The following is a 25769-nucleotide window of genomic DNA, read 5'->3' on the forward strand; positions in this document are numbered from 1 at the left end:
TGCCTAATCTAAAGTTTACAAGACTGGTTCTCTATTTTTTTGATTCAGTATCTTTTTTATCAGCTGTGCATTTTGGGCTGCACATTCTTTGTTTTTGAACATATCAGCATGTCGACCGCAGCCTTGATACTGGCTAAAAGCACCGGTCGTCGCATGTTCCCAGCCCTCCATCCAGTCCGGAATCGAGATTTGTTCTTCAGATTGGATGAATGCAATATCTGCCTGTATCGCTCCTTGATTCACCCCCTTCACAAACGTTTCATAGTAGGCACGCGTCTTTTGTGCAAGCGCTTCTTGGACAAGCTCGCTTTGAGCAAGTTCACTTTGTTTCGACTGATGGACAATCGCTTCTATATCGTCATCAATGCTCCGCCCCTCTAAATTACTTTCTCCAATTTTCTTATAGGAATCGATCATGATAACCTTCTCGACTGTCCTCCCTGCTTGTTCAAGCGCTTGAACAAGCTCAAAGGCAAGGTAACATCCGCCAGAGTACCCCATCAAAGTCAGCGGCCCTTCTGGTTGAAGCTGCTGAATATGCTGAACGTACTGCGCTATTCGTTGATCCGTTTCAATAAAATCAAAGGCGATCAAACGAACATCATCAAGCGTTTTTGCTGCTTCCTGATAAATAAAGCCATAGCCTGGTAATGGTGGGAGAGCAAAGACCGTAGATGATTGAGATTCATTGAATACAAGATAGCCAGCAGCTTCTTGGTCCTGCTGTTGAATGAAACGACTGAGCGCTTCTATCGTTGGTGTCTCAAACAGCAAGTGAATAGGCACCTGAACCCCGAACTCTTTTGACACTTTAGACAAAAGAGACATGGCTTTTAATGAATGTCCGCCAAGCTCAAAGAAATGATCGTCCGTGCTAATATCATCTCGTTCCAGTACTTCCCGCCACATGACCAGCAGCTTTTGTTCTACTTCATTTACCGGCAGTTTCACATGGCGGTTTCCTTGCGGCGCCTCTGGCTTTGGCAGCTTGCGTTTATCAATTTTTCCATTTGGCGTGAGCGGGAGGTTCTCTAGCACCGTCAGCTTATGAGGCAGCATATAAGCCGGTAAACGCTCTTTCAGCCCTGATTCGATCTCATCGAGCTTGCCCTTCCATTCATCATCACATGTGATATAAGCAAACAGCCTTGTATGATTGGTTTCATCCTGATCCGCAATAAGTGCAGCCTGTTTGACACCTGGATGCAGGAGGAGATGGGCTTCAATTTCTGTCAGTTCAATTCGGTGTCCGCGAATTTTCACCTGATCATCAACTCTGCCTGCATACTCAATGAGACCGTCTTCTCGAAAATAAGCTAAATCTCCCGTGCGATACAGCCGCTCGCCCGCAGCGAATGGATGAGCGATAAAGGCTTGTTTCGTCAGATCAGGCCGATTCACATATCCTTTCGCCAGCCCTTTGCCGCTCAGACAAAGCTCGCCAACCATGCCAATCGGCTGAAGCTGTCCTTGCTTGCTTAATATATAAGCACCCGTCTGATTGAGCGGCTTTCCAATTGGAATTGAACGTGCCTCTGCCGGAATGGCTTCATCTATAGGATAATAGGTCGCAAAGATGGTCGATTCGGTTGGACCGTAAACATTGATTAATCTGCCTTTCCCCATCACATCAAAGGCTTTTCTCACATGCCGGACTGATGCCCGCTCTCCTCCAAACAGCACCTTACGCACACCGCGCATCCAGTCTGTTCCTTCATCAACAAGAAGGTGGAATAAAGCCGTTGGAACAAACATGACAGAGATATTTTCTCCCCTAATCAGCCTGGTCAGCTCGTGCATGTCTAAAATGGTGTCTTTTTTCGGCAGGACTAGCTTTGCTCCATTCAAAAGCGCGCCATATACATCAAATGTAAAGCCATCAAATACGCTATTTGATAACGACAGCAATGTATCTGTTTCTGAAATGGTTAAGTAGTTCGTATTTTTGACCACTCGGGCAATATTTGAATGGGTCGTCATGATACCTTTTGGCTGTCCGGTTGTGCCAGAGGTATACATGATGTATGCTGTGTCATCTAATCCAGCTTCAAGCGGCAGATTCTCTGAGCTCATCAGTGAAATTTCCTGATCATCTACAAAAAGATACGTACCATTAAACGCGAGCGCCTTCGTTTGACTGATAAAGGATGAATGAGTGAGAAGATGCGTCGCTCCGCTGTCTCTCAGCATATATTGGATGCGGCTTTCTGGATAATCAGGATCAATTGGCACATAGGTTGCGCCTGCTTTTAAAACGGCAAGCAAGCTCACAATGAGTTCAGGCGTGCGCTCTGCTAAAATGGCGATAACCGTTTGATGTTTGGTTCCGTGTTTTTGCAAATGCCTTGCCAGACGGTTCGCCTGTTCGTTCAGCTCCGCATAGGTCATTGTGTGATTCTCTGCTGATAATGCCACCGCATTCGGCTGTTTGCGGACATTATGCTCAAACCACTTAGACAAATAGAGCTGATCATGTTCAAGCTCAGGTGCATTCCAGTCCTCAAGAATCCGCTGCTTTTCCCGTTTCGTCACAAGTGTGAGTGTGTGAACTGATTGATCGGGATGCTCGATGGCCTCTTTGATCAACAGAATCAGCTGCTCCTTTAATCGATGAACAAATGCAGGATTAAATGCACGTTGGTTAAAGGCCAGCTTCAACTGCAATTGTTCCCCGGGCGATGCAAGCAAATTGAGATCATAGTTCGATTTTTCATATACCTTCATTTCTTCTACGGTAAAGCCTAACAGCGACTCTTGCTCGTCTTTTTTAGCAGCGGGGACATTTTCAAACACCACAATATGATCAATGAGCTGCCGCTGACCTGTCTTGGCCTGGATATCATATATTGGGATATATTGGTGCGGTTCAGCTGCTAAAGACTGCTGCTGCGTCTCTGATAATAGAGAACGGAACGTCATTTGGTCTGTCAGCTGAATTCTTCTTGGAATGACATTGATAAACAATCCCACCATCCGATCCACACCAGCCAAATCTGCCGGACGTCCTGACACAATCGTTCCAAACAAAACATCATTTGACCGCTGATACCTGCTCAATAAAATGGACCAAACCGATTGAAGCGCACTGCTTAACGTGGCATTTTGCTGCAAGGCTAACTCTGATAAAGCAGCCGTTTCTTCTCTACTCATGGACCATTCGATTTCGCCTAATTCATGCTCATTTGTTTGCTTTCGCTGTTCTTTAAAGGTTGTTTGTCCATCAAACCCGGCTAACGATTGCGTCCAATATTCAAGTGATGCTTGTTTATCTTGTTTTTCCAGCCATTGAATATATTCTTTATATGGCTTGACTGGCTGCAGCTTGTAAGGCGTACCATGCAAAAGCCCATGATAAATCGCAAATAACTCCTGCACGACAAGGCCAAAACACCAGCCATCTAGAAGGATATGGTGATAGCTCCATATCCAGCGATAGCTTGAAGGGCCCGTTTGAAAAACGGATGCCCGCATGAGCAGATCCTTCGAGAGATCAAATCCTCTTAGCTGATCCTGTTCTTTAAAGCGCTCAATACGCTCAAGCTGTTCACTTTCAGAAAGGTTCTGTATGTCCACCACATCAAGCTGGAAAGGTCGTTTTTTCAAGACAACTTGGACAGGACGCTTCACTTTTTCGTGGAGGAACACGGTACGAAAAATATCGTACCGTTCCACGATGATATTCATGCTTTTCTCAAGCAAGTCATGGCGAAGTGTGCCCTTCACGTTCATATCCATTTGTTCTACATAAAAGCCCTTTTCTTGATGGTGGAGGGTATGAAACAGCATTCCTTCTTGCATCGGCGACAGGTAGTACATATCTTGAACTTGATCCCTTTTAAATTGACTCATCTATTCCATTCCTCCTTTCCCTTTTTCATGACTGATCTAGTGGTGTTAGGTCAATTTCTCCTCAAGCATGTCAAAGATTTCATCCATTTCATCCATTTCAAGATCCGCAGCAGAGAAATCACTTGGCGTAAATTCCCGCTCGTGAAGTGCTAAGCAATGGGTGATGATGGACCTAATTTTCTCCTTCAACAATGCGATGAACTGCTGTATCGTTTGTTCTTCGTATTCACTTGCACAATAGGAACATGACAGAATGAATTGGTTGTGTTGAACAAGCCCGCTAATGTTCAGCTTATAAACAGCTTCTGATTCAGGGCTTGCTTGTCGGCCCATATCATAGGTTGACGGCCCAAAGAGTTCTGTCGCGACTTCCTGATCAATCTGCCCCAAATAGTTCAAGCTGATTTCAGGGTGTACGTGTTTGGCCGACGGATCAGATGCTGTCATGTATTTTAAAATACCGTAGCCAATTCCTTTATTTGGGACACGCCGCAGCATCTCTTTCGTTCCTTTAATAGCATCTGCTATTGTCTGATTCGGCTTCGCTTCAAGAACGACTGGATACATGCTCGTAAACCAGCCAACCGTGCGGGATACATCTAACCCTGATAAAATATCCTCTCTTCCATGACCTTCGAGCTGCACGTGTACATGAGATTGCCCTGTCCATTCCTGAACGGCAAGCCCAAGAGCACACAGAAGAATATCATTCATTTCTGTTGTGTACGGAAGATGAGTATCGGTCAACAAATGCTCGGTTTCTGCTTCTGTCAGCTGCATTTTAACCGCTCTCGTATCGGTGACTTTTCTTTCTTTCACTTCATGGTCAACAGGTAAAGTGATAAATGGCATGCTCTCAATCTCTGCCCAATACTCCTTTTGACTTTTGAGCGGCTGTGACTGTGCGTATCGTTCAATCGCTTCTGCCCATTCTTTGAAGGAGTGGGTTTTTGGCGGCAGAACCAGCGCTTCTCCTTGTTCTGCCTGATGATAAAGAGTCATAAAGTCCTCTAGTAAAATCCGGCATGAAACACCGTCAATGACAAGATGGTGCGTGACCATGAGTAAGTGATCACCTTGTTCTGTATGGAAACAAATCACTTTCATCAATGGACCTTTTTCGAGATTCAGCTGACGCTGATACTCATTGGCATATGTGGAGATGGCCTTTTTCACGTCCTTCTCTTTTGAAACATCACAAGAAATAATCGACATCGGTTCTGTGAGCTCCCGCTGATTATATTGCAGGATGTCACCATGCTCTTGTCTGTACACCATGCGCAGTGCATCGTGATGTGAAAACAGTTTTTGCAGGACTTGTTCTGTGATCGCCAAGTCAAATCCTTTCGGCGCATGAAGCATCATCGAGAGATTCCAATGGTGTTGATTTTCGAACCTCCGTTCAAAGAACCAGCGCTGAATCGGTGTTAAAATGACTTCCCCTTCGACCGGTGATTGATCCGCTGTGAGAAGATCGGCTTCTTCGATATATGGGCGAAGCTCCGCAATGGTTGGATATTGGAAAAGCAGCTTCATATCGAGCTTCCATCCCTCTTGCGTGAGCCTGCTTGCCATTTGGATGCCTTTAATTGAATCTCCGCCAAGGAAGAAGAAGTGGTCGTGAATACCGACTTGGCTTACGCCAAGCACATCTTCCCAAATGCCGCAAAGCAGTGTTTCGACTTCGTCTCTTGGCGCTTCATATGCCGTTTGATTCGCTTCTATATCAGGTGCTGGCAGTGCTTTAAGATCGACTTTGCCATTTGCCGTCATGGGGAATTGGTCTAGCTTTATGATCCATGATGGCACCATGTATTCTGGTAATGTGCGTTTTAGGCTTTCTTTCAGGGCTGTCGTGTCTTCATCCGTCATAACGTAAGCGATAAGGGCATCTTGATCGCTGGCATCTTGGACTGTTGTCACGACTGCCTCTTTTACAGAATCTATCGCAAGGAGCTGCGCTTCTATTTCCGACAGCTCAATACGGAAACCTCGGATGTTGACCTGATGGTCTTTTCTGCCGAGATAGATCAGCTCGCCATCCTCTGTCCATTTCACCAAGTCGCCTGTGCGGTACATGCGCTCTCCTGGATGAAATGGATCTGGGACAAATCGTTTGTCCGTTTCCTCGGGGAGATTCCAGTAGCCTCTGGCCAGTCCTTTCCCCGCAATGACAAGCTCACCCGGTACGCCTGGCGGCGAGAGATCATATAACGAACCCATGATGTAAAAACGGCTATTGGCAATCGCTGTTCCGATAGGAAGCGTGCCTTGATGCGGATCAATGATCCCGCTGGTCGCCACGACCGTATATTCAGTCGGCCCGTAGTTATTCACTAGTTTGTATGAAACGGGCTTCACCTGTTTCAGCTTATCTCCGCCTGTCAGTAAGTAACGGAGAGACTGATTGTCCATCGACATAAACTGCTCACATAGCTGCGTTGGCAGGAACGCAATGGTAATGCCTTCGTCATTGAAATACGTATTGAGCTTGATCATATCGAGACGGATCGCTTCGTCGATGATATGCAGCTCTGCGCCGGCTATCCATGTCGGGAACATCTCCCAAATGGAGGCATCAAAGCCAAAGCCGGCATATTTTGCGGTTCGATCTTCCGTTGTCACCTGGAAGGCATCATTGTGCCAGAAAGCGAGATTCACTAGTGACTGATGCTCGACCATGACACCCTTCGGCTGTCCAGTCGTCCCAGATGTGTAAATCATATAGGCGAGATCCGTTGGTTTGATAGGAACCTGAATCGCGTGCGCTTCTCCTTCTACCGCCTCTTCTATTAAGAGGGTATGACCTGTGAAAGAAGGTGGTGCAGTGAGCCCTTTTTGAATAAGAAGCACCTCTGCCTCGCAGTCTTCCAGCATGTACGCAATGCGCTGCGCAGGGTAGTCGGCATCAATTGGCACAAATGCCGCACCTGCCTTGAGAACACCAAGGACAGCGGCTGTCATATCCAGCGACGGACGAGTGAGAATGCCGACGCGATCTCCCGGTTTTGTGCCGCTGGACATGAGTCTTGCGGCCACAGTATTCGCCCGTTTGTTCAGTTCTTCATATGTCCAGCTTGTGCCGCAGAAGGTAGCCGCCTTTTGATAAGGTGTGTTGCACGCCTGCGCTTCAATTAGTGCATGAACGGTTTGATCGGACGGGACGTCTAGGACTGGCCCTGACCATTCATTCAGTAGGTCTTGCTTTTCTTCTTTCGTTAGGATTGATAGTGTTGAGATTGGCTGATTCAGCTTCGCCATCAGTTCGTCTATGATTTGTTCAAAGTATCGACTCCAGCGCTGAATGGTACTCTTTTTAAACAGTGCCGCTGCATACTCAAAGCGAAGACCCACTTGATTTTGTTCCTCAAAGACACCGAGCGTTAAATCAAATTTTGCATGAACCGTTTCTTGCTGCTTTTGCGAAAGCTTTAGCCCATTTAAATTCGGTAACGTCAGGTCACGATCATCTGTTGTCAACATGACACTAAACAACGGATTACGGCTCGTGTCTTGCGGAAGATCTAACTGCGCAACCAATTCCTCAAACGGGAACGCTTGATGTTCATAGGCTGATAGGTTGTGATCTTTGATTTTTTCAAGCAGGTGCTCGGCGGTTTCTTCTAGCTGAACTTCATGCCGAAGAGCTAGTGTATTCACAAACATGCCTGGAATCCGTTCGAGTGACGCATGCGTACGTCCAGCCGTCACAGCACCTATGACGATGTCTGTCTGCCCAGTTAATTGATGAAGGAAAAGAGTAAAGGCCGTTTGCATGACCATGTTCAGGCTCACACCTTTTTCAGCCATAAGCGCTTTGATGTGCTGCGTCTTTTCAGCAGACAGCCATCTATCGACTCGATCTCCTTCAAATGACTGAACACTAGGGCGCGGAAAATCAAGCGGAAGCACCAAATCCTCTGGCGGCTGTGCATATTGCTCCAGCCAATACTGCCTCTGTTTTTCAAGCAATGCTTGCTGCTTTTCTTCCTGTTGCCACACCGCATAATCCTTGTAGTGCAGCTGAACTGGCGGTAATGCCTTTTTCTCATATAGCTCGGCCAATTCTTGAATGAGCAGACCACGTGTGACACCATCTGCAATAATATGGTGCATATCCATCATGAACATATATCTCTCATCAGAAAGCTTTGCCACCTTCGCCCTCATCAATGGTGCATGGTGTAATGAGAATGGTGTGATGAATGCTTCTATGGCAGATTGTTCCTGACCGCTCTCTACTTCAACAACCTCTAACGTAAACGGCACACGTCGATATACTTTTTGAACTGGGACACCGTCAATTTCAACAAAGGCTGTCCGCAATGATTCATGTCTGTCAATTAATGCTTGAAGTGCTTCTTCTAGCTGCTTCAGGTCAAGGTTTCCTTCCATCATTAACACTGCTGGCATATGGTAGGTGACTGCTTCTGGATGTAGCTGCTGTAACACGTACATCCGCTTTTGTGCAGACGAGACAGGATAGAAGTCTTGCTTTTTCGCTGGCTGAATGGCTGTGACCGCCGCAGAATCAGCTTCTTCCAAATATGCCGCCATCGCCCGTATGGTTGGCTTTTCAAAAAGGACTTTGAGTGGCACATGTTTGTTCAGCTTAGCTTGCATCTTTGATATGAGCACCATGCCTTTGAGAGAGTGCCCCCCTAATTCAAAGAAATGGTCATGAACACTGATTTGCTCAATTCCAAGAACATCTGACCAAATATCACAAAGCGCCTGCTCAAGCGCCGTTTCTGGTGCTGCGTGTACTGTGCGGCTCATATGTGCCTCATGAGGAAGCGGCAGAGACTTCGCATCCACCTTGCCGTTTTGTGTAAGCGGAATATGATCCACTTTGACAAAATAGGTTGGAATCATATAATCAGGCAGTGTCTCTGAAAGCTTTTCTCTAAACACCAGTGTTCCAATAGGTTCAGGCGCTGTATAATATAACGCCAGCTCTGGTAAACGGGTCATGTGAATCACTTTGACATACACTTCTTGAATGAATGAAAGTGCCCGTGCGGCATGCTCAATTTCTTGTTTCTCAATTCGATAGCCGCGAATTTTCACTTGGTCATCTACTCTTCCAAGAAACTCAATGTCTCCATTTGCATGCTGTCTGACCAAATCCCCTGTTCGATACATCCGCTCTTGAGGGAAAAATGGATTTTCAAGAAAACGCTCTGCTGTTAATTCAGGCTGGTTCAAATATCCTCTCGACACGCCTTCGCCTGATATATAGAGCTCACCCGGTGCGCCATATGGGACAAGGCGATGCTCACGATTGCATACAAGCGCGCTTGTGTGAGCAATTGGCTTTCCGATTAAAGAACGCTCCTTCAAAGCATCCAGCTCATGCGGTGTGATCAGCTTGGTGACTGTACCAATGGTTGTTTCCGTCGGACCGTAATGGTTCATCACTGCCACGCAAGGATGGTGCTTCATAAATGTCTCAACATCCTTAGGAACAATGGGTTCTCCTCCAAGTACAACAAGGCGCAAAGCATCAAATGCATACTGCGGAGAGTCTGCCATCATATGAAATAAGGATGGTGTCATTTTGATATAAGTCAGCTCTTGTTCATCAATAAAACGCATGAGACACACAGGGTCTGTATACACGTCTTCACGAGGAACATAGAGTGCACCCCCTGCTTTTAAGACAGGGAAAATGCTTGTGTAACCAAGGTCGTATGCATAAGAAGACAGCAGTGCGGTTCGATCACATTCTTGCATTGTCACCTCATTGGTCAGCCAGTTGACGTAATGAGATAGATTACGATGCGTGAGCTGTACGCCCTTCGGCTTCCCTGTTGTACCCGACGTATAAATCACATAAGCCAGCTGATCAACCGATACTTCCGGCAGGTCTAGCGAATGGTTTTGACACACTGCTTTTTCAACATGTACCACCTGAATTGATTTGTGATACTGATCGGAATCGAGCAGAGACTCATTTGTCACGATGACTTGTGCCCCTGAATCTTCTAATGTGTAGCGGATACGTTCCGCAGGAAAAGCCGGATCAATTGGCACAAATGCACCGCCTGCTTTCATCACTCCGAGCATCGATACGATGACATAGACAGAGCGATCCATGATGAGCGCCACAGTGCTTTCTTTCTCTACGCCTTGAGCCTTCAGTTCACCGCTCAGTGCATTCGACATGTCCTCAAGTTCACGGTAGGTGAGCTTCCTTTGATCATCCATGACCGCCATGGCATCAGGTGTTTCCTTTGCTTGACGAGAAAATTGCACATGGAATGGCTCATGCTGACTCGTTTGTCCATCGTCTCTTTTCTCCAAACGCTCCATTTGCTCTTGTTGATCCAATAGATTGAACAAGCCGATCTGTTCATCTGGATGTAAAACCGCCTCACGAATAATCGTCAGAAGATGTGTTCCAAAACGGCGGATGGTCTCCTCTTTAAATAACGCCGTTGCATAGTCAAGACTTAGCTTTAATTCTCCCTCGCGTTCAAATGCTTCTAGAGACAGATCAAATTTGACCGAGCGATGTTGAATAGCATAAGGCGAAATGTTCAGATCGCCGAGCTTTAAAGCCGGAATCTCCATGTTCTGCATATTAAACGAAACACTAAAGAGCGGGCTCCGGGTTGTATCGCGATCAAGCGGAAGACGCGCAATTAACTCTTCGAGCGGATAGCTTTGATGTGCAAAAGCAGCTACACTCGTTTCTTTTATTTCTTCAAGCAGCTGTAAAAACGACTTGGTTTGTTCAGGTTTCCCGCGCATCGCAATGGTATTGATGAACATCCCCGGCATATCCTGTATATCCGGATGTGTCCGCCCTGCAACAGGCGAACCAACGATGATATCTTCCTGCCCGCTATAGGAAGCGAGCAGCACTTGAAAGGCGGATAATAAGAACATGTACAAGGTCGTATCCGTTTTCTGAAGCAATTCATGAATGCGCTGAGTCGTCGCTTGATCACAGCCAAACATCACCCGTTCTCCTGAAAAATCACGTTCCGCTGGACGCGGGTAGTCTGTTGGTAAATCTAAAACCGGTATATCTCCTTCGAATTGCTTCAGCCAATACGCTTCATGCTCACGCTGTTTCTCCGTTTCTTCTGCACTTAACTGCCAAACAGCATAGTCTTTATAATGAATCGGTCTTTCTGCAAGCGTTTCTCCATCATAAGCCTTTGCCAAATCTTGAATGAACGTCTTCATGGAGCTGCCATCTGTAATCAGATGATGTGCTTCCACAACTAGAAGATGACGGTCCTCACTGACTTTAAGCAGCTGTGCTCGCAGGAGAGGAGCGGCTGTCAAGTCAAATGGCGCCTGACGTTCAGAAAGAAACGCCTCTGCATCTTCTTCCTTTACAACATGGACGGGAAGATGAAATGCAGCTCGTTCATGCACCCTTTGAACAATGTGTTCCCCTTTCATATGAAAGCTCGTTCTTAAGATTTCATGCGTTTGAATCAATTCATCAAACGCTGAGCTGAGCCGCTGATGATCAAGTGTACCTTCAAGCGTTAAGACGATCGGAATATGATAGTTCGTGCTCTCAGGTTCAAGTGTTTGCAAAATGTATAAGCGGCGCTGAGCTGGTGACACCGGATAGTCCTCCGCCTGCGCTGCCGGCAAGATCGGATGTACCTGCTCTTGTTCACCATCCTGATCGATAGATGCCGCAAGTGAGCGAATCGTTGGTTTCTCAAAAATCTGTTGAATTGGAACTTCCTTTTGAAACACTTCTTGAATCTTCGCTGACATCATCATCGCTTTGAGTGAATGCCCGCCAGCCATGAAGAAATGCTCGTCTATTCCAACCGTTTTCCCCAGGAGCTCCTCCCAAATATGAGCAAGCGCCTTTTCCGTCTCGGTTTCAGGCGGAAGGATCTTGATGTCTTCACCATGCGCTTCGTCTGGCTTTGGTAATGCTTTTCGATCGACCTTTCCGTTTGAGGTAATCGGGAAAGCCTCTAGCTTCATGACATGATGCGGCACCATATACGCAGGCAGCGCTCGATTGAATAGAGTCCGCACTTCTTCTTCTGTGATCGTGCCTGTATAGTATGCGGTTATTTCTTTTTCATCTGAAGAAGACTCATGGACGATTACAACCGCATCATCTATACCCATTTCTTGCTGAAGAACCGTTTCAATTTCACCAAGCTCAATACGGAAGCCGCGAATTTTCACTTGATCATCTGTCCGGCCTAGGAATTCGATCTGACCGTCAGAGTTATACCTAGCCATATCTCCTGTTCGATACAAACGTCCTTCAGGCCTAAAAGGATCCGCGATAAATGCTTGCTTTGTTAAATCTGGGCGATGGAGATATCCCCTTGAGACACCATCACCGCCAACATACAGCTCTCCTGGCGCGCCAATTGGTTGAAGCCTTTGATTGTCATCTAAAATGTAAGCGGACGAATGATTGATCGGCTGACCAATTGGGATTGTGCCCGTTTCATCCCCTCTCACCTCGTAAATGGTCGAGATGGTGGTGTTTTCTGTTGGACCATATGCATTCAGTAACACAAGTGATGGATGGCTCTTCTTCACAAGCTCTGCACTCTTCACATTGATCACATCACCACCTGTGATCAATGTGGACAACCCTTTAAACATCTGCGGCCGCTGCTGAGCGAGCTGATTAAATAATCCAGTCGTTAAAAAGAGCGCCGAGATCTGATTCGTTTGGATAAATTGTTCAAATCGATTGATGTCTAATAACGTGTCACGTTCAACAGGATAAAGCGTCGCCCCATTTAACAATGTCGTGAAAATTTCAAAGGTAATCGCATCAAAGCTGACTGCACCTGTATGCGCCATACGATCCGACACGTTCAAACTCAATTTTTCCTGTGAACATGCTAATCTCACAATATGCTGATGCTCAATTTGAACACCTTTTGGCCGTCCAGTTGATCCTGACGTATACATGATGTACGCCAACTGCGCAGGAGACGTCTGGACTGACAATGGCACGTGTGAACGCTTAGACAGCTCTGACACATTGACAGCTTGGATGCCTTCATGAGCTGGCGGCTGACTGTCAGCATAGAGCAAAATCGATACGCCGCTGTCTTCAAGCATAAATCGGATTCTCTCCTCAGGCTGGGATGGATCAATTGGTACGTAAGCAGCACCTGCATGAAGAACTGCTAATATGGACAGCACTGCATCTGCTGATCGGTTCATATACACAGCAACGGCATCCTCGGACTTTACTCCGTTTTCAGCCACCAAGCTGCCAGCTATGCGATGAATTTCTTGGCCTAGCTCCTTATAGGTAAATGACCGATCTCCTTCGACTAATGCAAGATGATCTGGCTGCGTTTGAATGCGTTCTTTAAGAAGCTCAGGAATAGACAGATGCTTTGGATAATCTCGTTCTGTCTTGTTCCATGCTTCAATCTGCTGTTTTTCTTCATCTGTGATACATGTCACTTCATGAAGGCGAATTTCCGGGTTGTGGATGATCTGCTTCATGAGATGGGTCAGGTGTTTCGATATATGTTCAATGACCTTTTCTTCAAAAGCCTTCGCATTGTATTTGATTTTCAATGTCCATGTTTCACCTGGATATACAAGTACATTTAGATCGAAATTCGTTTGCTCAAATCCGTCTTTTACATCAATCGAAAAACCTAGACGCGCAGACATGGTGTCACCAGATAGCTCTTGATCTAAAGGATAGTTCTCAAACCCAACCAAGTGATCGAAGAGCTGTCCTCCAGCGGCTGTCTGCTGCTGAATGTCATAAAGTGGCATAAAATCATAGTTTTCCGCTTCCAGCGCATGCTTTTGAACCTTTTGAAACAGCTGTTTGAAGGTGTACGCCTGATCTATTGTCACCCTGACTGGTATCGTATTAATAAACAGCCCTGCCATACGTTCTATACCGGACACACTTGGCGGTCTTCCTGATACGACTGTTCCGAAAGTGACATCATCTGCCGCATGGTATGTGCCTAAAAGAACTGCCCAGACAGCCTGAAACATATTTGGCGGTGTCACTTGGCAATTTCTTGCGACCTCTTGAATGGTGTTGACCATTTCAGCATCCCATGTGAACGTCCATTCCTGATGGTCGTATTGTCCGCCCGTCTCTTTCTGATGCAGCAGTCCTTGATGCTGAACAGCACCAGCTAGACGCTCCTTCCAATAGCCTTCCGCTTCTTGTTTATTTTGCTTTCCAAGCCACTGGATATAGTCTGCATAAGGTTTACCTTGTGAGCGATCCGGCGTTTTGCCGTTTCGATAAGATTCATAGTAATGAAACAGCTTTTTCATCAAAACACCCATGGACCAACCATCCATGATGATGTGATGGTTGCTCCAAATGAGATGCCAGTTTGTTTCATTTAGCTGGAAAACAGCGACTTTCAATAACAGATCATTCGTTAAGTGGAAGCCTTGTTTTCTCACTTGCTTTTTATATTGTTCTAGTACCTTTTGCTGTTCCTGATGATTCATGTGAGATAGATTCTCTCTATGCACCTCTAAATGACGTTCTGCCAATACAACCTGACGAGGCTTTTGTAATTGCTGATATACAAAGGCTGTACGGAGAATGTCATATGTGCGTATGAGCTCATTGAGACTTTTTTCAAAAAGATCGAGATCGAATTCTCCTCTTATTCCAAGCTCTAGCTGTGTGAAATAAGAGGAGGAATTAGGATCTAGCATGGCATGATACAGCATGCCCTCTTGCATTGGCGTTAAAGGATATACCTTTTGAATCTTCTGTTTGCTCATAGTTCACCTCTTCGTTTGCTTAAAATATATCCATCAGCTTTTCAAGTTCATCCATGGTAAGATCGTCATCCCCTACATCACTAGGTGTGATCTGAGTCTCATCCTGTGATACACAATGTGAGATTAAGGCCTTCACGTTCTTTTCTAGAAGTTCCTTGAATTGCTCCATCGTACGCTCTTCGAATTCAAGTTGATTGTATGAAATCGTCATATGGAGCATGCCTTGTTCTACGAATCCAACAATATCTAACGCATGAGGTTTCTCTGATTCAGGGCTCAGCGATTGTCCTGCATGCCACGCGGATCGATTCAGCTCACCGCCGCCGATCTGTTCATCAAACTGACCGAGATAGTTGAAGCTGATTTCTGGTGTGACATCAAATGCAATATCACTTTTCATCTTGTCAGGCGTTAAGTATTTTAAAATGCCATAACCGATTCCCTTGTTCGGGATGTGCCTGAGTTCCTCTTTTAAATATTTGATTTGATAAGGAAGATCTTCTGTATGCGACATATCTAGTAACACGGGATACATGCTCGTAAACCAGCCGATTGTCCGTGACACATTAACCGCTGGAAGGATTTCCTCTCTTCCGTGTCCTTCAAGGTGAATCAAGTGTCTGTCTTCACCTGTCCACTCTTTCATGGACCATCCTAATGCTGTCAGCAAAATATCATTTATGTCCGTATGATAAGCCTCATGTACATCCGTCAGCAGGCTTTCTGTTTCCTCTTCAGACAAAGTAAAGCGGATTGTCTTCGTATGCAGCATTCTTTGATCCTCCGTGACATGATCCTTCTGAAGCGGCGTGATTGAATGCGCAAGTACCTTTTTCCAATAGGCCCTTTCCGCTAGCAGATCGTCTGAAACAGCGTATTCTGTCAGCTTTTGGGCATATTCTTGGAATGAATGTGTTTTTTCAGGAAGTGTTAGGGCTTCCCCGCGTTTCGACTGTTCATAAAGAGCCATGAAGTCTTCAAGGAAAATACGCCATGACACACCATCAATGACAAGGTGATGTACCGCTAGCAATAAGTGATCTCCCTGATCCGTTCGGAAAATAGCAGGTTTTATTAATGGTCCCTCTGTTAAAGAAATACTCGCCTGCACTTCATTTGCCAGCTTTTCCACCTGCACAATTTGCTGTGATAGCTCCCCTTTCACTTCTATCACGTCAACTGCTACATTGTTTTCCTCTACTCCTCGATGACGCTGGATGATGCGTCCTTCTTCTATTGGATAAACCATTCGCAAGGCATCATGATGGATCATCAGCTGCTCGAGCACCTGCTTAACAATTGCCTCATCCAAGCCATTTGGCGAATGGAGCATAACGGACTGGTTCCAATGATGCTGGCTACTAAAGTTGCGTTCAAAGAACCAGCGCTGAATCGGTGTTAAAATGACTTCCCCTTCGACCGGTGATTGATCCGCTGTGAGAAGGTCGGCTTCTTCGATATATGGGCGAAGCTCCGCAATGGTTGGATATTGGAAAAGCAGCTTCATATCGAGCTTCCATCCCTCTTGCGTGAGCCTGCTTGCCATTTGGATGCCTTTAATTGAATCTCCGCCAAGGAAGAAGAAGTGGTCGTGAATACCGACTTGGCTTACGCCAAGCACATCTTCCCAAATGCCGCAAAGCAGTGTTTCGACTTCGTCTCTTGGCGCTTCGTACGCCGTTTGATTCGCTTCCATATCAGGTACTGGCAGTGCTTTAAGATCGACTTTGCCATTTGCCGTCATGGGGAATTGGTCTAGCTTTATGATCCATGATGGCACCATGTATTCTGGTAATGTGCGTTTTAGGCTTTCTTTCAGGGCTGTCGTTTCTTCATCCGTCATAACGTAAGCGATAAGGGCATCTTGATCGCTGGCATCTTGGACTGTTGTCACGACTGCCTCTTTTACAGAATCTATCGCAAGGAGCTGCGCTTCTATTTCCGACAGCTCAATACGGAAGCCTCGGATGTTGACCTGATGGTCTTTTCTGCCGAGATAGATCAGCTCGCCATCCTCTGTCCATTTCACCAAGTCGCCTGTGCGGTACATGCGCTCTCCTGGATGAAATGGATCTGGGACAAATCGTTTGTCCGTTTCCTCGGGGAGATTCCAGTAGCCTCTGGCCAGTCCTTTCCCCGCAATGACAAGCTCACCCGGTACGCCTGGCGGCGAGAGATCATATAACGAACCCATGATGTAAAAACGGCTATTGGCAATCGCTGTTCCGATAGGAAGCGTGCCTTGATGCGGATCAATGATCCCGCTGGTCGCCACGACCGTATATTCAGTCGGCCCGTAGTTATTCACTAGTTTGTATGAAACGGGCTTCACCTGTTTCAGCTTATCTCCGCCTGTCAGTAAGTAACGGAGAGAATGATTGTCCATTGACATAAACTGCTCACATAGCTGCGTTGGCAGGAACGCAATGGTGATGCCTTCGTCATTGAAATACGTATTGAGCTTGATCATATCGAGACGGATCGCTTCGTCGATGATATGCAGCTCTGCGCCGGCTATCCATGTCGGGAACATCTCCCAAATGGAGGCATCAAAGCCAAAGCCGGCATATTTTGCGGTTCGATCTTCCGTTGTCACCTGGAAGGCATCATTGTGCCAGAAAGCGAGATTCACTAGTGACTGATGCTCGACCATGACACCCTTCGGCTGTCCAGTCGTCCCAGATGTGTAAATCATATAGGCGAGATCCGTTGGTTTGATAGGAACCTGAATCGCGTGCGCTTCTCCTTCTGCCGCCTCTTCTATTAAGAGGGTATGACCTGTGAAAGAAGGTGGTCCAGTGAGCCCTTTTTGAATAAGAAGCACCTCTGCCCCGCAGTCTTCCAGCATGTACGCAATGCGCTGCGCAGGGTAGTCGGCATCAATTGGCACAAATGCCGCACCTGCCTTGAGAACACCAAGGACAGCGGCTGTCATATCCAGCGACGGACGGGTGAGAATGCCGACGCGATCTCCCGGTTTTGTGCCGCTGGACATGAGTCTTGCGGCCACAGTATTCGCCCGTTTGTTCAGTTCTTCATACGTCCAGCTTGTGCCGCAGAAGGTAGCCGCCTTTTGATAAGGTGTGTTGCACGCCTGCGCTTCAATTAGTGCATGAACGGTTTGATCGGACGGGACGTCTAGGACTGGCCCTGACCATTCGCCCAGCAGTTTTTGCTGCTGCTGTGGTGACAATAATTGCATCTGATCTAATGATTGATCTGGTGCTGACACCATTTGTTCAATCAAATAAAGGAAATATTCCTTCCACTTCTCAATTGACGGCTGTTGAAAGATAGCAGAGTTAAAATCAAACACAAGCTCAATCTGATCAGCAGATTCATTTCCAGTTAGGGTCAAGTCAAATTTGGCGATGTTCTCTTTGAATGGTTGTGGAACAATGTGAATTCCATCCATTGACAAATCACGGATATCTGCATTTTCCATCGAGAACACCACATCAAAGATTGGATGGCGGCTTGTGTCGCGCACCGTTTGTACTTGATCCACCAATTCTTCAAACGGGTACAGTTGATGTTCGTTTGCCTCTAATACAAGCTGATGAACTTTTGACGCAAATTCAGCAAATGTCTGCTGTCCCGCAGGCTTTGTTCTGAGTGCCAGCGTATTGACAAACATGCCGATCACAGATTGAATATCAGGATGAGTTCTGCCCACAACCGGAGAACCGATGATGATATCTTCCTGTCTCGAAAGCTTGCTTAAAAGTGTACTGTAGCAAGCAAGCAGCACTGTATACGTCGTACTGTTGAGCGATCTGACCAGCTCATCCAATTTCTCTTTAAGCGGGCCGTCGATCGAGAATGCGACGCGATCTCCTTCGAATGTCTGCACTTTTGGTCTTGGCAGGTCTTCAGGCAGTGCCAATACAGGCAGTTCTCCGTGTAATTGCTTCAGCCAGAACGCCTCATCAATTTCTTTTTGCGCAAGGGATTCCTCACTTTTTGACCAAACAGCATAATCCTTATATTGAACAGGTAATTCCTCTAGTTCGTCTCCTCGATACAAGCTCGAAAGTTCCTCAATTAAAATTCCGACAGACGCACCATCTGAAATAATGTGGTGCATATCAATCAGTAAATAACGGACATTGACGGAGACAGACACAAGCCCCACTCTGAGTAGAGGCGCTTTTTCTAAATCAAATGGACGGATAAAGTCATTCATTAGCTGCTGAATGTCTCGGCCATTCCCTTCGATTTTTTCAATGTCTACAGAGACATTTGCTTCAATCCGCTGAACAGGTGCACCCTGAACGAAATCAAAGCTCGTACGGAACGCTTCATGACGATGAACAAGCTGTTCAACGGCTTGTTCAAATCGTTTTTCATCAAATACGCCTTCAAGCTTTAAAGCGGCAGGCATATGATAGCTTTCAGCATCTGTCATTTTTTGCAGAACGAACAGTCTTTTCTGAGCAGATGTCACTGGATAAAAAGCCGCCTTTTCCGCTTTCTCCACTCGCTTGATTTCGGTTTGATCTGTTTGATCAACCGCAAGAGCAAACGCTTCTAATGTTGGTGATTCAAATAAAGTTTTCAGGGTGCATTCCACATTCATCTCTTCATACAGTCTGTTCAGCATTTTCATGCCGCGCAGCGAATGACCCCCGCATTCAAAGAAATGATCGTGTCTTCCGATTCTCGGCACTTCAAGAACTTCTTCCCAAATGTGTGCCAATATACGCTCTGTATCTGATTGAGGAGGGACGAATTCATTTGCTGTCTGCTCACTCAAATCAGGCACCGGTAAAGCCCGTCTATCTACCTTGCCGTTGCCTGTCAGCGGAAGCTCGTCTAATTGCATGAAGAAGGCTGGCACCATATAAACAGGCAGTTCACGTCCTGCTTGCTCACGTAAATCCGCTAGCGGAACAGCTCCGTCTGCTGTGAAATACGCACACAATGTATCATTTGACGCTGCAATTACAACAGCTTCCTTCACCTGTGGATGTTGCAGCAGCTGGTGCTCGATTTCTCCCAGTTCAATCCGCTGTCCTCGAATCTTCACTTGTTGATCCATTCGTCCAATGAATTCAATATCTCCATTTGACAGCCAGCGTGCTAAATCACCCGTTTTATACATGACCTCGCCAGATCGGAAAGGATTTGCTACAAACTTTTCGCTTGTTAGTTCTGGCCGGCGATAATACCCTTTTACCAGTCCATCACCAGCAACACAGAGCTCTCCTGCAACACCTGGCGGCTGCACATGTCCACATTCATCTACAATGTAAACAGCCGTTTGACTCACTGGCTTTCCAATGGGAATAGATAACGCCCGTTCATCTATTTGATTGACAGGATAATACGTTGTAAAAATCGTGCTTTCAGACGGCCCATACATATGAACAAGTTTGTTTTCCCCTACCGTTTCAAGCGCTGACGCAACATGAGGTACTGACGCGCGCTCTCCGCCAAACAGTACTTTTCTCACGTTCTTCAGGCTGTCCTTTTTCATATCAATCAGTAAGTGGAAAAGAGCCGTTGTGATCATTAAAATGCTGACTTCTTCCTTCTCAATCGCTCCAGAAAGCTCATTCATGTTTAAGATATTGTCCTTTGGCAGAACAATGAGTTTCGCTCCGTTCAATAAAGCCCCAAACACATCAAACATAAAGGCATCAAATACATAGTTTGAGATGCTCATCACCGTATCTTCGTGATGAATGGTGAGATAATTCGATTGCTTCACCGTCCTCAAAATGTTCCGGTGTGTCACCATGTTCCCTTTAGGCTTGCCTGTAGTACCAGATGTATAGGTCAAATTCGCCAAATCCTCAGGTGACACACCTATACCCGTATTGCTGTCTGACTGCTGATCAACAGCCTGATCTTCTGTTTCTATGATGGTCCCTTCAAAATCAGCCAGCACAGAACGATGACGCAGCACCTGATGCGTGAGCACAAACTGTGCACCGCTGTCTGTCAAAAAGTGCTTTACACGCTCATCAGGGAAGTCCGGATCAATTGGTACATAAACACCGCCAGCCTTTAGTACAGCTAGAACTGACATCACCATCTCATTGGACCGTTCAAAGAATAAAGCCGCTTTCATCCCTTTTTCAAAACCATGTTCTCGTAAATAATGAGCCAGCTGGTTGACTCTGTGATTCAGTTCTTGATAAGAAAGAACCACGTCTTTAAATTGCAGTGCAGGCTTATGCCCCTGTTGCTGCACCTGTGCTTCAAACTGCGTCACAATGGTTTCTTCCGCAGGATAAGGCGTAGGCAACGGGTTCCACATATTCAATTGATCCTCCGCCTCTTGTTCAGACAGTAAGCGGTACGATCGAATAGCTTCCTCCGGCATTTCAACTATCTGCTCCAGAAGATACACATAATGCTTGAGCATCTGCTCTGCTGTACTGCGTTTAAATAAAGCAGTACTGTAATCGAGAACGAAGGATACACCTTGACCTGACTCCATCGCTTGCAGTGTTAAATCAAATTTCGCAATATGGAAATTGGTTTCCTCGATTTCGACTTTCATCTCTCCAATATGCTGTGCTTTCGAATGATCCGGCGTCAGGGCAAAGACGGTATCAAACAATGGATGGCGGCTAAAATCTCTTTGCACATTCAGCTTTTCAAGCAGCCGCTCGAATGGGTATTGCTGATGTTCAAACGCCCGCATCGTCTTTTCCTTTACATGCTCAATCAACTGCGTCATTGTGCTGTTCGGATCAACCTCTGACCGCAAAGCCAGCGTCTGGACAAACATGCCGATCATATCATTCAGATCTGCATGCACACGTCCTGCTGTCGGTGTCCCGACGACGAATTCCTTTTGGCCTGTGTATTTCGCAAGCAGTGTATAGTAAGCAGAAAGCAGAACCGTATACAGCGTGGTGTGATGATTGACTGCAAGCTCTTGTAATCGGGCTTTTAACGTACCATCTATTTCTTTCATGACACGATCCCCTGTGAAAGACTGGACAGCTGGGCGCTGATAATCGGTGAGCAGCTGTAAAGCAGGAATTTCTCCCGAAAATTCTTGCAGCCAGAATGCTTCGTCCTTTTGGTCACCTTGATCTGCCTGATGCTCTTGCCAAACGGCATAATCCTGATATTGAAGCTTCAATGGCGCTTTCACCACTCCCTCGTAAGCATCTGACAACTCACGCAATATCAAATCAATCGAAAGACCATCTGAAATCAGGTGATGCATATCAAAAAAGAGAAGGTGCTCCTGATCATGTAAAGACTGAAGCCCAATCCGCAAAAGCGGCGCGCGCTCGAGGTCAAAAGGTCTGACAAATTGCTTCATGTTCTCTTCCATCGTGCTGCCTGTCAGCTGTTCCATTTGAAATGGGACTGATGAAGCGACCCGCTGACGAGGAACTCCTTTGATTGTATGAAAAGAAGTCCGCAGCATATCATGACGTGCGATCATTTTTTCAAAGGCGGCATCCAGCTTCTCTCGTTGCAGCGTTCCTCTTAACCTCACAACGGCAGGCATATGATATGCGGTACTCTGCTCCAATTGACTCACCATATAGACACGCTGCTGTGGTGGTGACAATGGATAATCGGCGGCAAGCGGCGCTTTCGGTATCACCACTTGAGAAGATCTTTCCGCTTGTTCAATATAGACAGCAAGTGCGGCAATCGTCTGCTGTTCAAATAAAACGGACAACGGCACCTCCACCTGAAAAGCTCGCTGAACATGCGTGAGAACTGTCATTGCTTTGAGCGAATGTCCGCCTCGATCAAAGAATGAGTCATACACACCAATGTTCTCTTGATCAAGAATTTCTTCCCACAAACGAACAAGCTTCGTTTCTATATCGTTTCTAGGCGCTACATAAACAGCACTAACAGCCTTGTCTCCTTTTAATGCGGCTAGCGCACGCCGATCGACTTTACCGCTGACTGTGAGTGGAAATGCATCGAGCTGTTTGAAATAAAGCGGCATCATGTAAGCTGGCAGCTGATGTTGAATAGCGGCTCGCAGCGTGTCCACTGAGAGGGCCTCTTGACGGGATTGATAATAAGCACTTAAAGCCTTCTCACCATCCGTTTCATCGACCACAAGTACGACAGCCTTAACGACGCCGTCTACCTGCTCCATCACAGCTTCAATTTCGCCCGTTTCTATACGGTAGCCCCTTATTTTCACTTGGTCATCCATTCTTCCAAGATAATCAATCGTGCCATCTGGAAGCCATCTGACTAAATCACCTGTGCGATACATCCGTTCATGAGGAACAAACGGGTCTGCTCTGAATACCTTCCCCGTCAATTCAGGCTGATTCACATAGCCGCGCCCAACACCTATGCCCGCAATGCATAGCTCTCCGGCCGCCCCGCGCACCTGCAATTGCTCATATTCATTTAAAATATACATCCGGTGATGACCTAGCGGCTTGCCAATCGAAACATAGCGCTGTTCAGACGATTCCTGCAGCTCACTTCGATCTATACGATGAACCGCCGCATCCACACACGTCTCTGTCGGACCATACACATTCCATAGAGCAAAATTCGGCTGGCTGATGCGAACAGCTTCAACTAAAGACAGCGCCGCTTTCGCAGGCAATGCTTCTCCCCCAATCAGCATGTGAGTGAGTGCAAGCCCATCCAAATCGGCTGCAAGTAAAAGCTGTACATGCGCTGGCGTTCCATCTGCCGCTTCAATTTGATGTTCTCTGTAATACGCAGCCAGCTGTACACCATTTCTTGTCGTTTCCCTTGGCACGATATGAAGCGTATGCCCAAATAAAAGTGCAGCAAAGATTTGTTTTACAGATGCATCGAAATGGAATGGTGCAAGAAGCGCCATTTGCAGCTGACTTGCTCCCTGATACACTTCGTGATGCAGTGCATGAACCAAATGATGCAGCTGAAGATGCTCAATCATGACACCCTTCGGCTTTCCCGTTGTACCCGATGTATAAATCATATAAGCCAAATCCTTTGATTCCGTCTGATTGAAAAGGTCTGGCAGCGAGCAATCATCTAATAACACATGCTGCTGGACGATCATTTTCTCCTTGAAGGATGGGTACTGCTGAGCTAACGACTCCTCTGTTAAAACAATAGAAGCACCCGAATCCTCCACAATGAAGTGAATACGTTCCTCAGGTAATGCCGGATCGATTGGTACATATGCTCCGCCAGCCTTTAATATGCCAAAAATAGCTACCATCGCATCCGCCGTCCGGTTCATTAAAACTGCAACGGGTACATCACGAGAAACACCTTTCATTTGTAAAAAACGTGCCAGCTTGTCAGCCTGTTGATACAGCTCTCCATAAGTGAGCGTTCCATTTTCCGCTACCACGGCTGCCTGATCTGCATGCTTTTTTGCTGTCTCATCAAATAAGTGGTGAACCGGCTTCGCTACTGGTAATTCAAATGAATCTCCCACAGACTCAGATAATTGAAGCAATTCGCTTTGTTCATCTGCTGACAATAGAGGCAATGTCCCGATGAGCTGCTCAGGCTGAGAAACCGCCGCTTCTAGTAAGATCGTGAATCGATCAAACATCTGACTCATCTCATCTTCACTAAATAAATCGGTACGGTAATCAAAATCAATGGTCAATGTATCTGTATCCCAGCGGTCTTTCACATGAATCGAAATGTCATTCATGCCGCTTCCACTAAAAATAGGCTCAGTAATGAAGGACAGATTCTCTTTTTTCTGCCATTGCATGACCTGATATTCTAAAGAAATATCAAAAAGACGTCCTGTAAACCCTTCTCTTTCCCGCAAATCATTCATGAGCAGATTGTAAGGATATTTTTGATGACGCAATATCTTCATCTGATCCGCCATGACCTGCTTCACGAAATCAAGAAAGGATTGTGACCCATTCACAGATGCCCGCATCGGGATGGTGGAAACAAACATACCAATCATCTTTTTTTCTTTTGCATTCGTTCGGTTGCCCATAAAGGTTCCAAGGACAACATCCTCCATGCCGCTAAATCGGTGTAAATAAATATAAACAGTGGACATAAACATAGAAAGCATACTGACTTTCTGTTCTTCACAAAAAGCACGAAGCTTCTCCTTCAAAGATGCTGGAATATCACCCGAGAACCGCTCCGCATGTAAGCTCATCTCGTATCCCTTATGCGGTGTTAAAGAAGCGAATTCTGGGATATCGGCAAATTGCTCGTTCCAAAAACTTCGGTCTTTCTGAAAACGTTTAGAAGATTCATAGGTTTGCTCACTCATAATATGATCAACAAAAGAAATATCCTCAACTGGAGAGATGTCTACCCCCTGCAGCATGTCATGATATAAATCGATGATGCGGTTTCCCATCAGAATAATTGAAATACCGTCAGCCACAATATGATGTGCCTTACAGAACAGCCAGCATTCTTGCTCACTGATTTGAAAGACCGTAAATTCAATCAACGAACTGTCAATCAACGCCATCGGCTCACGGATTTGCTCGTTCGCCCATGTCCTTACTTCCTCTTCACTCCATCCTTTCACCAGGCGTATCGGCTGCTTTTCATATGGCTTGATATATTGAACAGGCTCCTCCTGCTCGTTTTGATACACCAGCCTTAAACGAAGAGAGTCAGTTTGACGAATGTACTCTTGAAGCACATCAACAACCAAAGAAGGATTTAGACCTGATACCGACCTTAATCTGGCAAACCCACCCAAATTAGAAATACTTGTACCTGGATAAAATCTTTCTGTATAGAATACTCGCTTTTGTGCATGTGTTAAGGGGTAATAAACTGTACTCATTCTCATCCTCCGCTCTTCTATGTTTTCTACACCAATACGATCCCCTTTACCCTCTATATCAAAAGAACCAAGTCTATTTCATTAAAATAGACGAAATGACAGAAAAGGAGCCCACCCCGAATAAAACGGAGGGACTCCCATTTTGATTCGGTAGCCTGCCGACCATAGCAAAAAAAGAAACATTTACCTTAGGACATGGCTTTGCGTCTCTATGTTTCCATAGATTTGCCTTTTTCTTCTTTTCTTTTAGATATTTTCTATTTACGTACACTTTATATGAAAATATTGTTTTTTTCACCGAAAAATGGGTGTAAAGATTCATGCGTTATGCCGAAGGAATCACATCATAATTTACGATATTTACCGAAATTAACTAATAATAGTTGCGCTTCACCGAAAATAAATGACAAAATACCGCAAAAATTTCATGTTTCCCCTT

The 25769-nt window shown here is 45.9% G+C and carries 3 protein-coding genes and 1 riboswitch; all 3 genes read right to left on the reverse strand.

All coding sequences use genetic code 11. The features are described 5' to 3' along the window. Positions 1–15: 15 nt before the first annotated feature. Genes BK049_RS06290 through BK049_RS06300 form a run of 3 tightly spaced genes read right to left on the reverse strand, consistent with a single transcriptional unit; the run spans position 16 to position 25330 of the window. Positions 16–3849: a non-ribosomal peptide synthetase gene (locus tag BK049_RS06290; RefSeq protein ID WP_008357659.1), complete on the reverse strand. Its 3834-nt coding sequence runs from the start codon at positions 3847–3849 to the stop codon at positions 16–18. A gap of 45 nt (positions 3850–3894) precedes the next feature. Continuing rightward, positions 3895–14592 carry a non-ribosomal peptide synthetase gene (locus BK049_RS06295; protein WP_071168107.1) on the reverse strand — a complete coding sequence of 3566 codons (10698 nt, stop codon included), beginning with the start codon at positions 14590–14592 and terminating at the stop codon, positions 3895–3897. Positions 14593–14611: 19 nt separating this feature from the next. Next, positions 14612–25330: a non-ribosomal peptide synthetase gene (locus BK049_RS06300; RefSeq protein ID WP_071168108.1), complete on the reverse strand. Its 10719-nt coding sequence runs from the start codon at positions 25328–25330 to the stop codon at positions 14612–14614. A gap of 146 nt (positions 25331–25476) precedes the next feature. After that, positions 25477–25570, reverse strand: a riboswitch (cyclic di-GMP riboswitch). Between the last annotated feature and the right edge of the window lie 199 nt (positions 25571–25769).

This window comes from Bacillus xiamenensis, assembly GCF_001857925.1.
Classification (GTDB): domain Bacteria; phylum Bacillota; class Bacilli; order Bacillales; family Bacillaceae; genus Bacillus; species Bacillus xiamenensis.

Bases quoted from the DNA above. Each gene is read 5' to 3' on its own strand.
- BK049_RS06290 (WP_008357659.1), bottom strand. From the start codon at position 3,849: ATGAGTCAATTTAAAAGGGATCAAGTTCAAGATATGTACTACCTGTCG.
- BK049_RS06295 (WP_071168107.1), bottom strand. From the start codon at position 14,592: ATGAGCAAACAGAAGATTCAAAAGGTATATCCTTTAACGCCAATGCAA.
- BK049_RS06300 (WP_071168108.1), bottom strand. From the start codon at position 25,330: ATGAGTACAGTTTATTACCCCTTAACACATGCACAAAAGCGAGTATTC.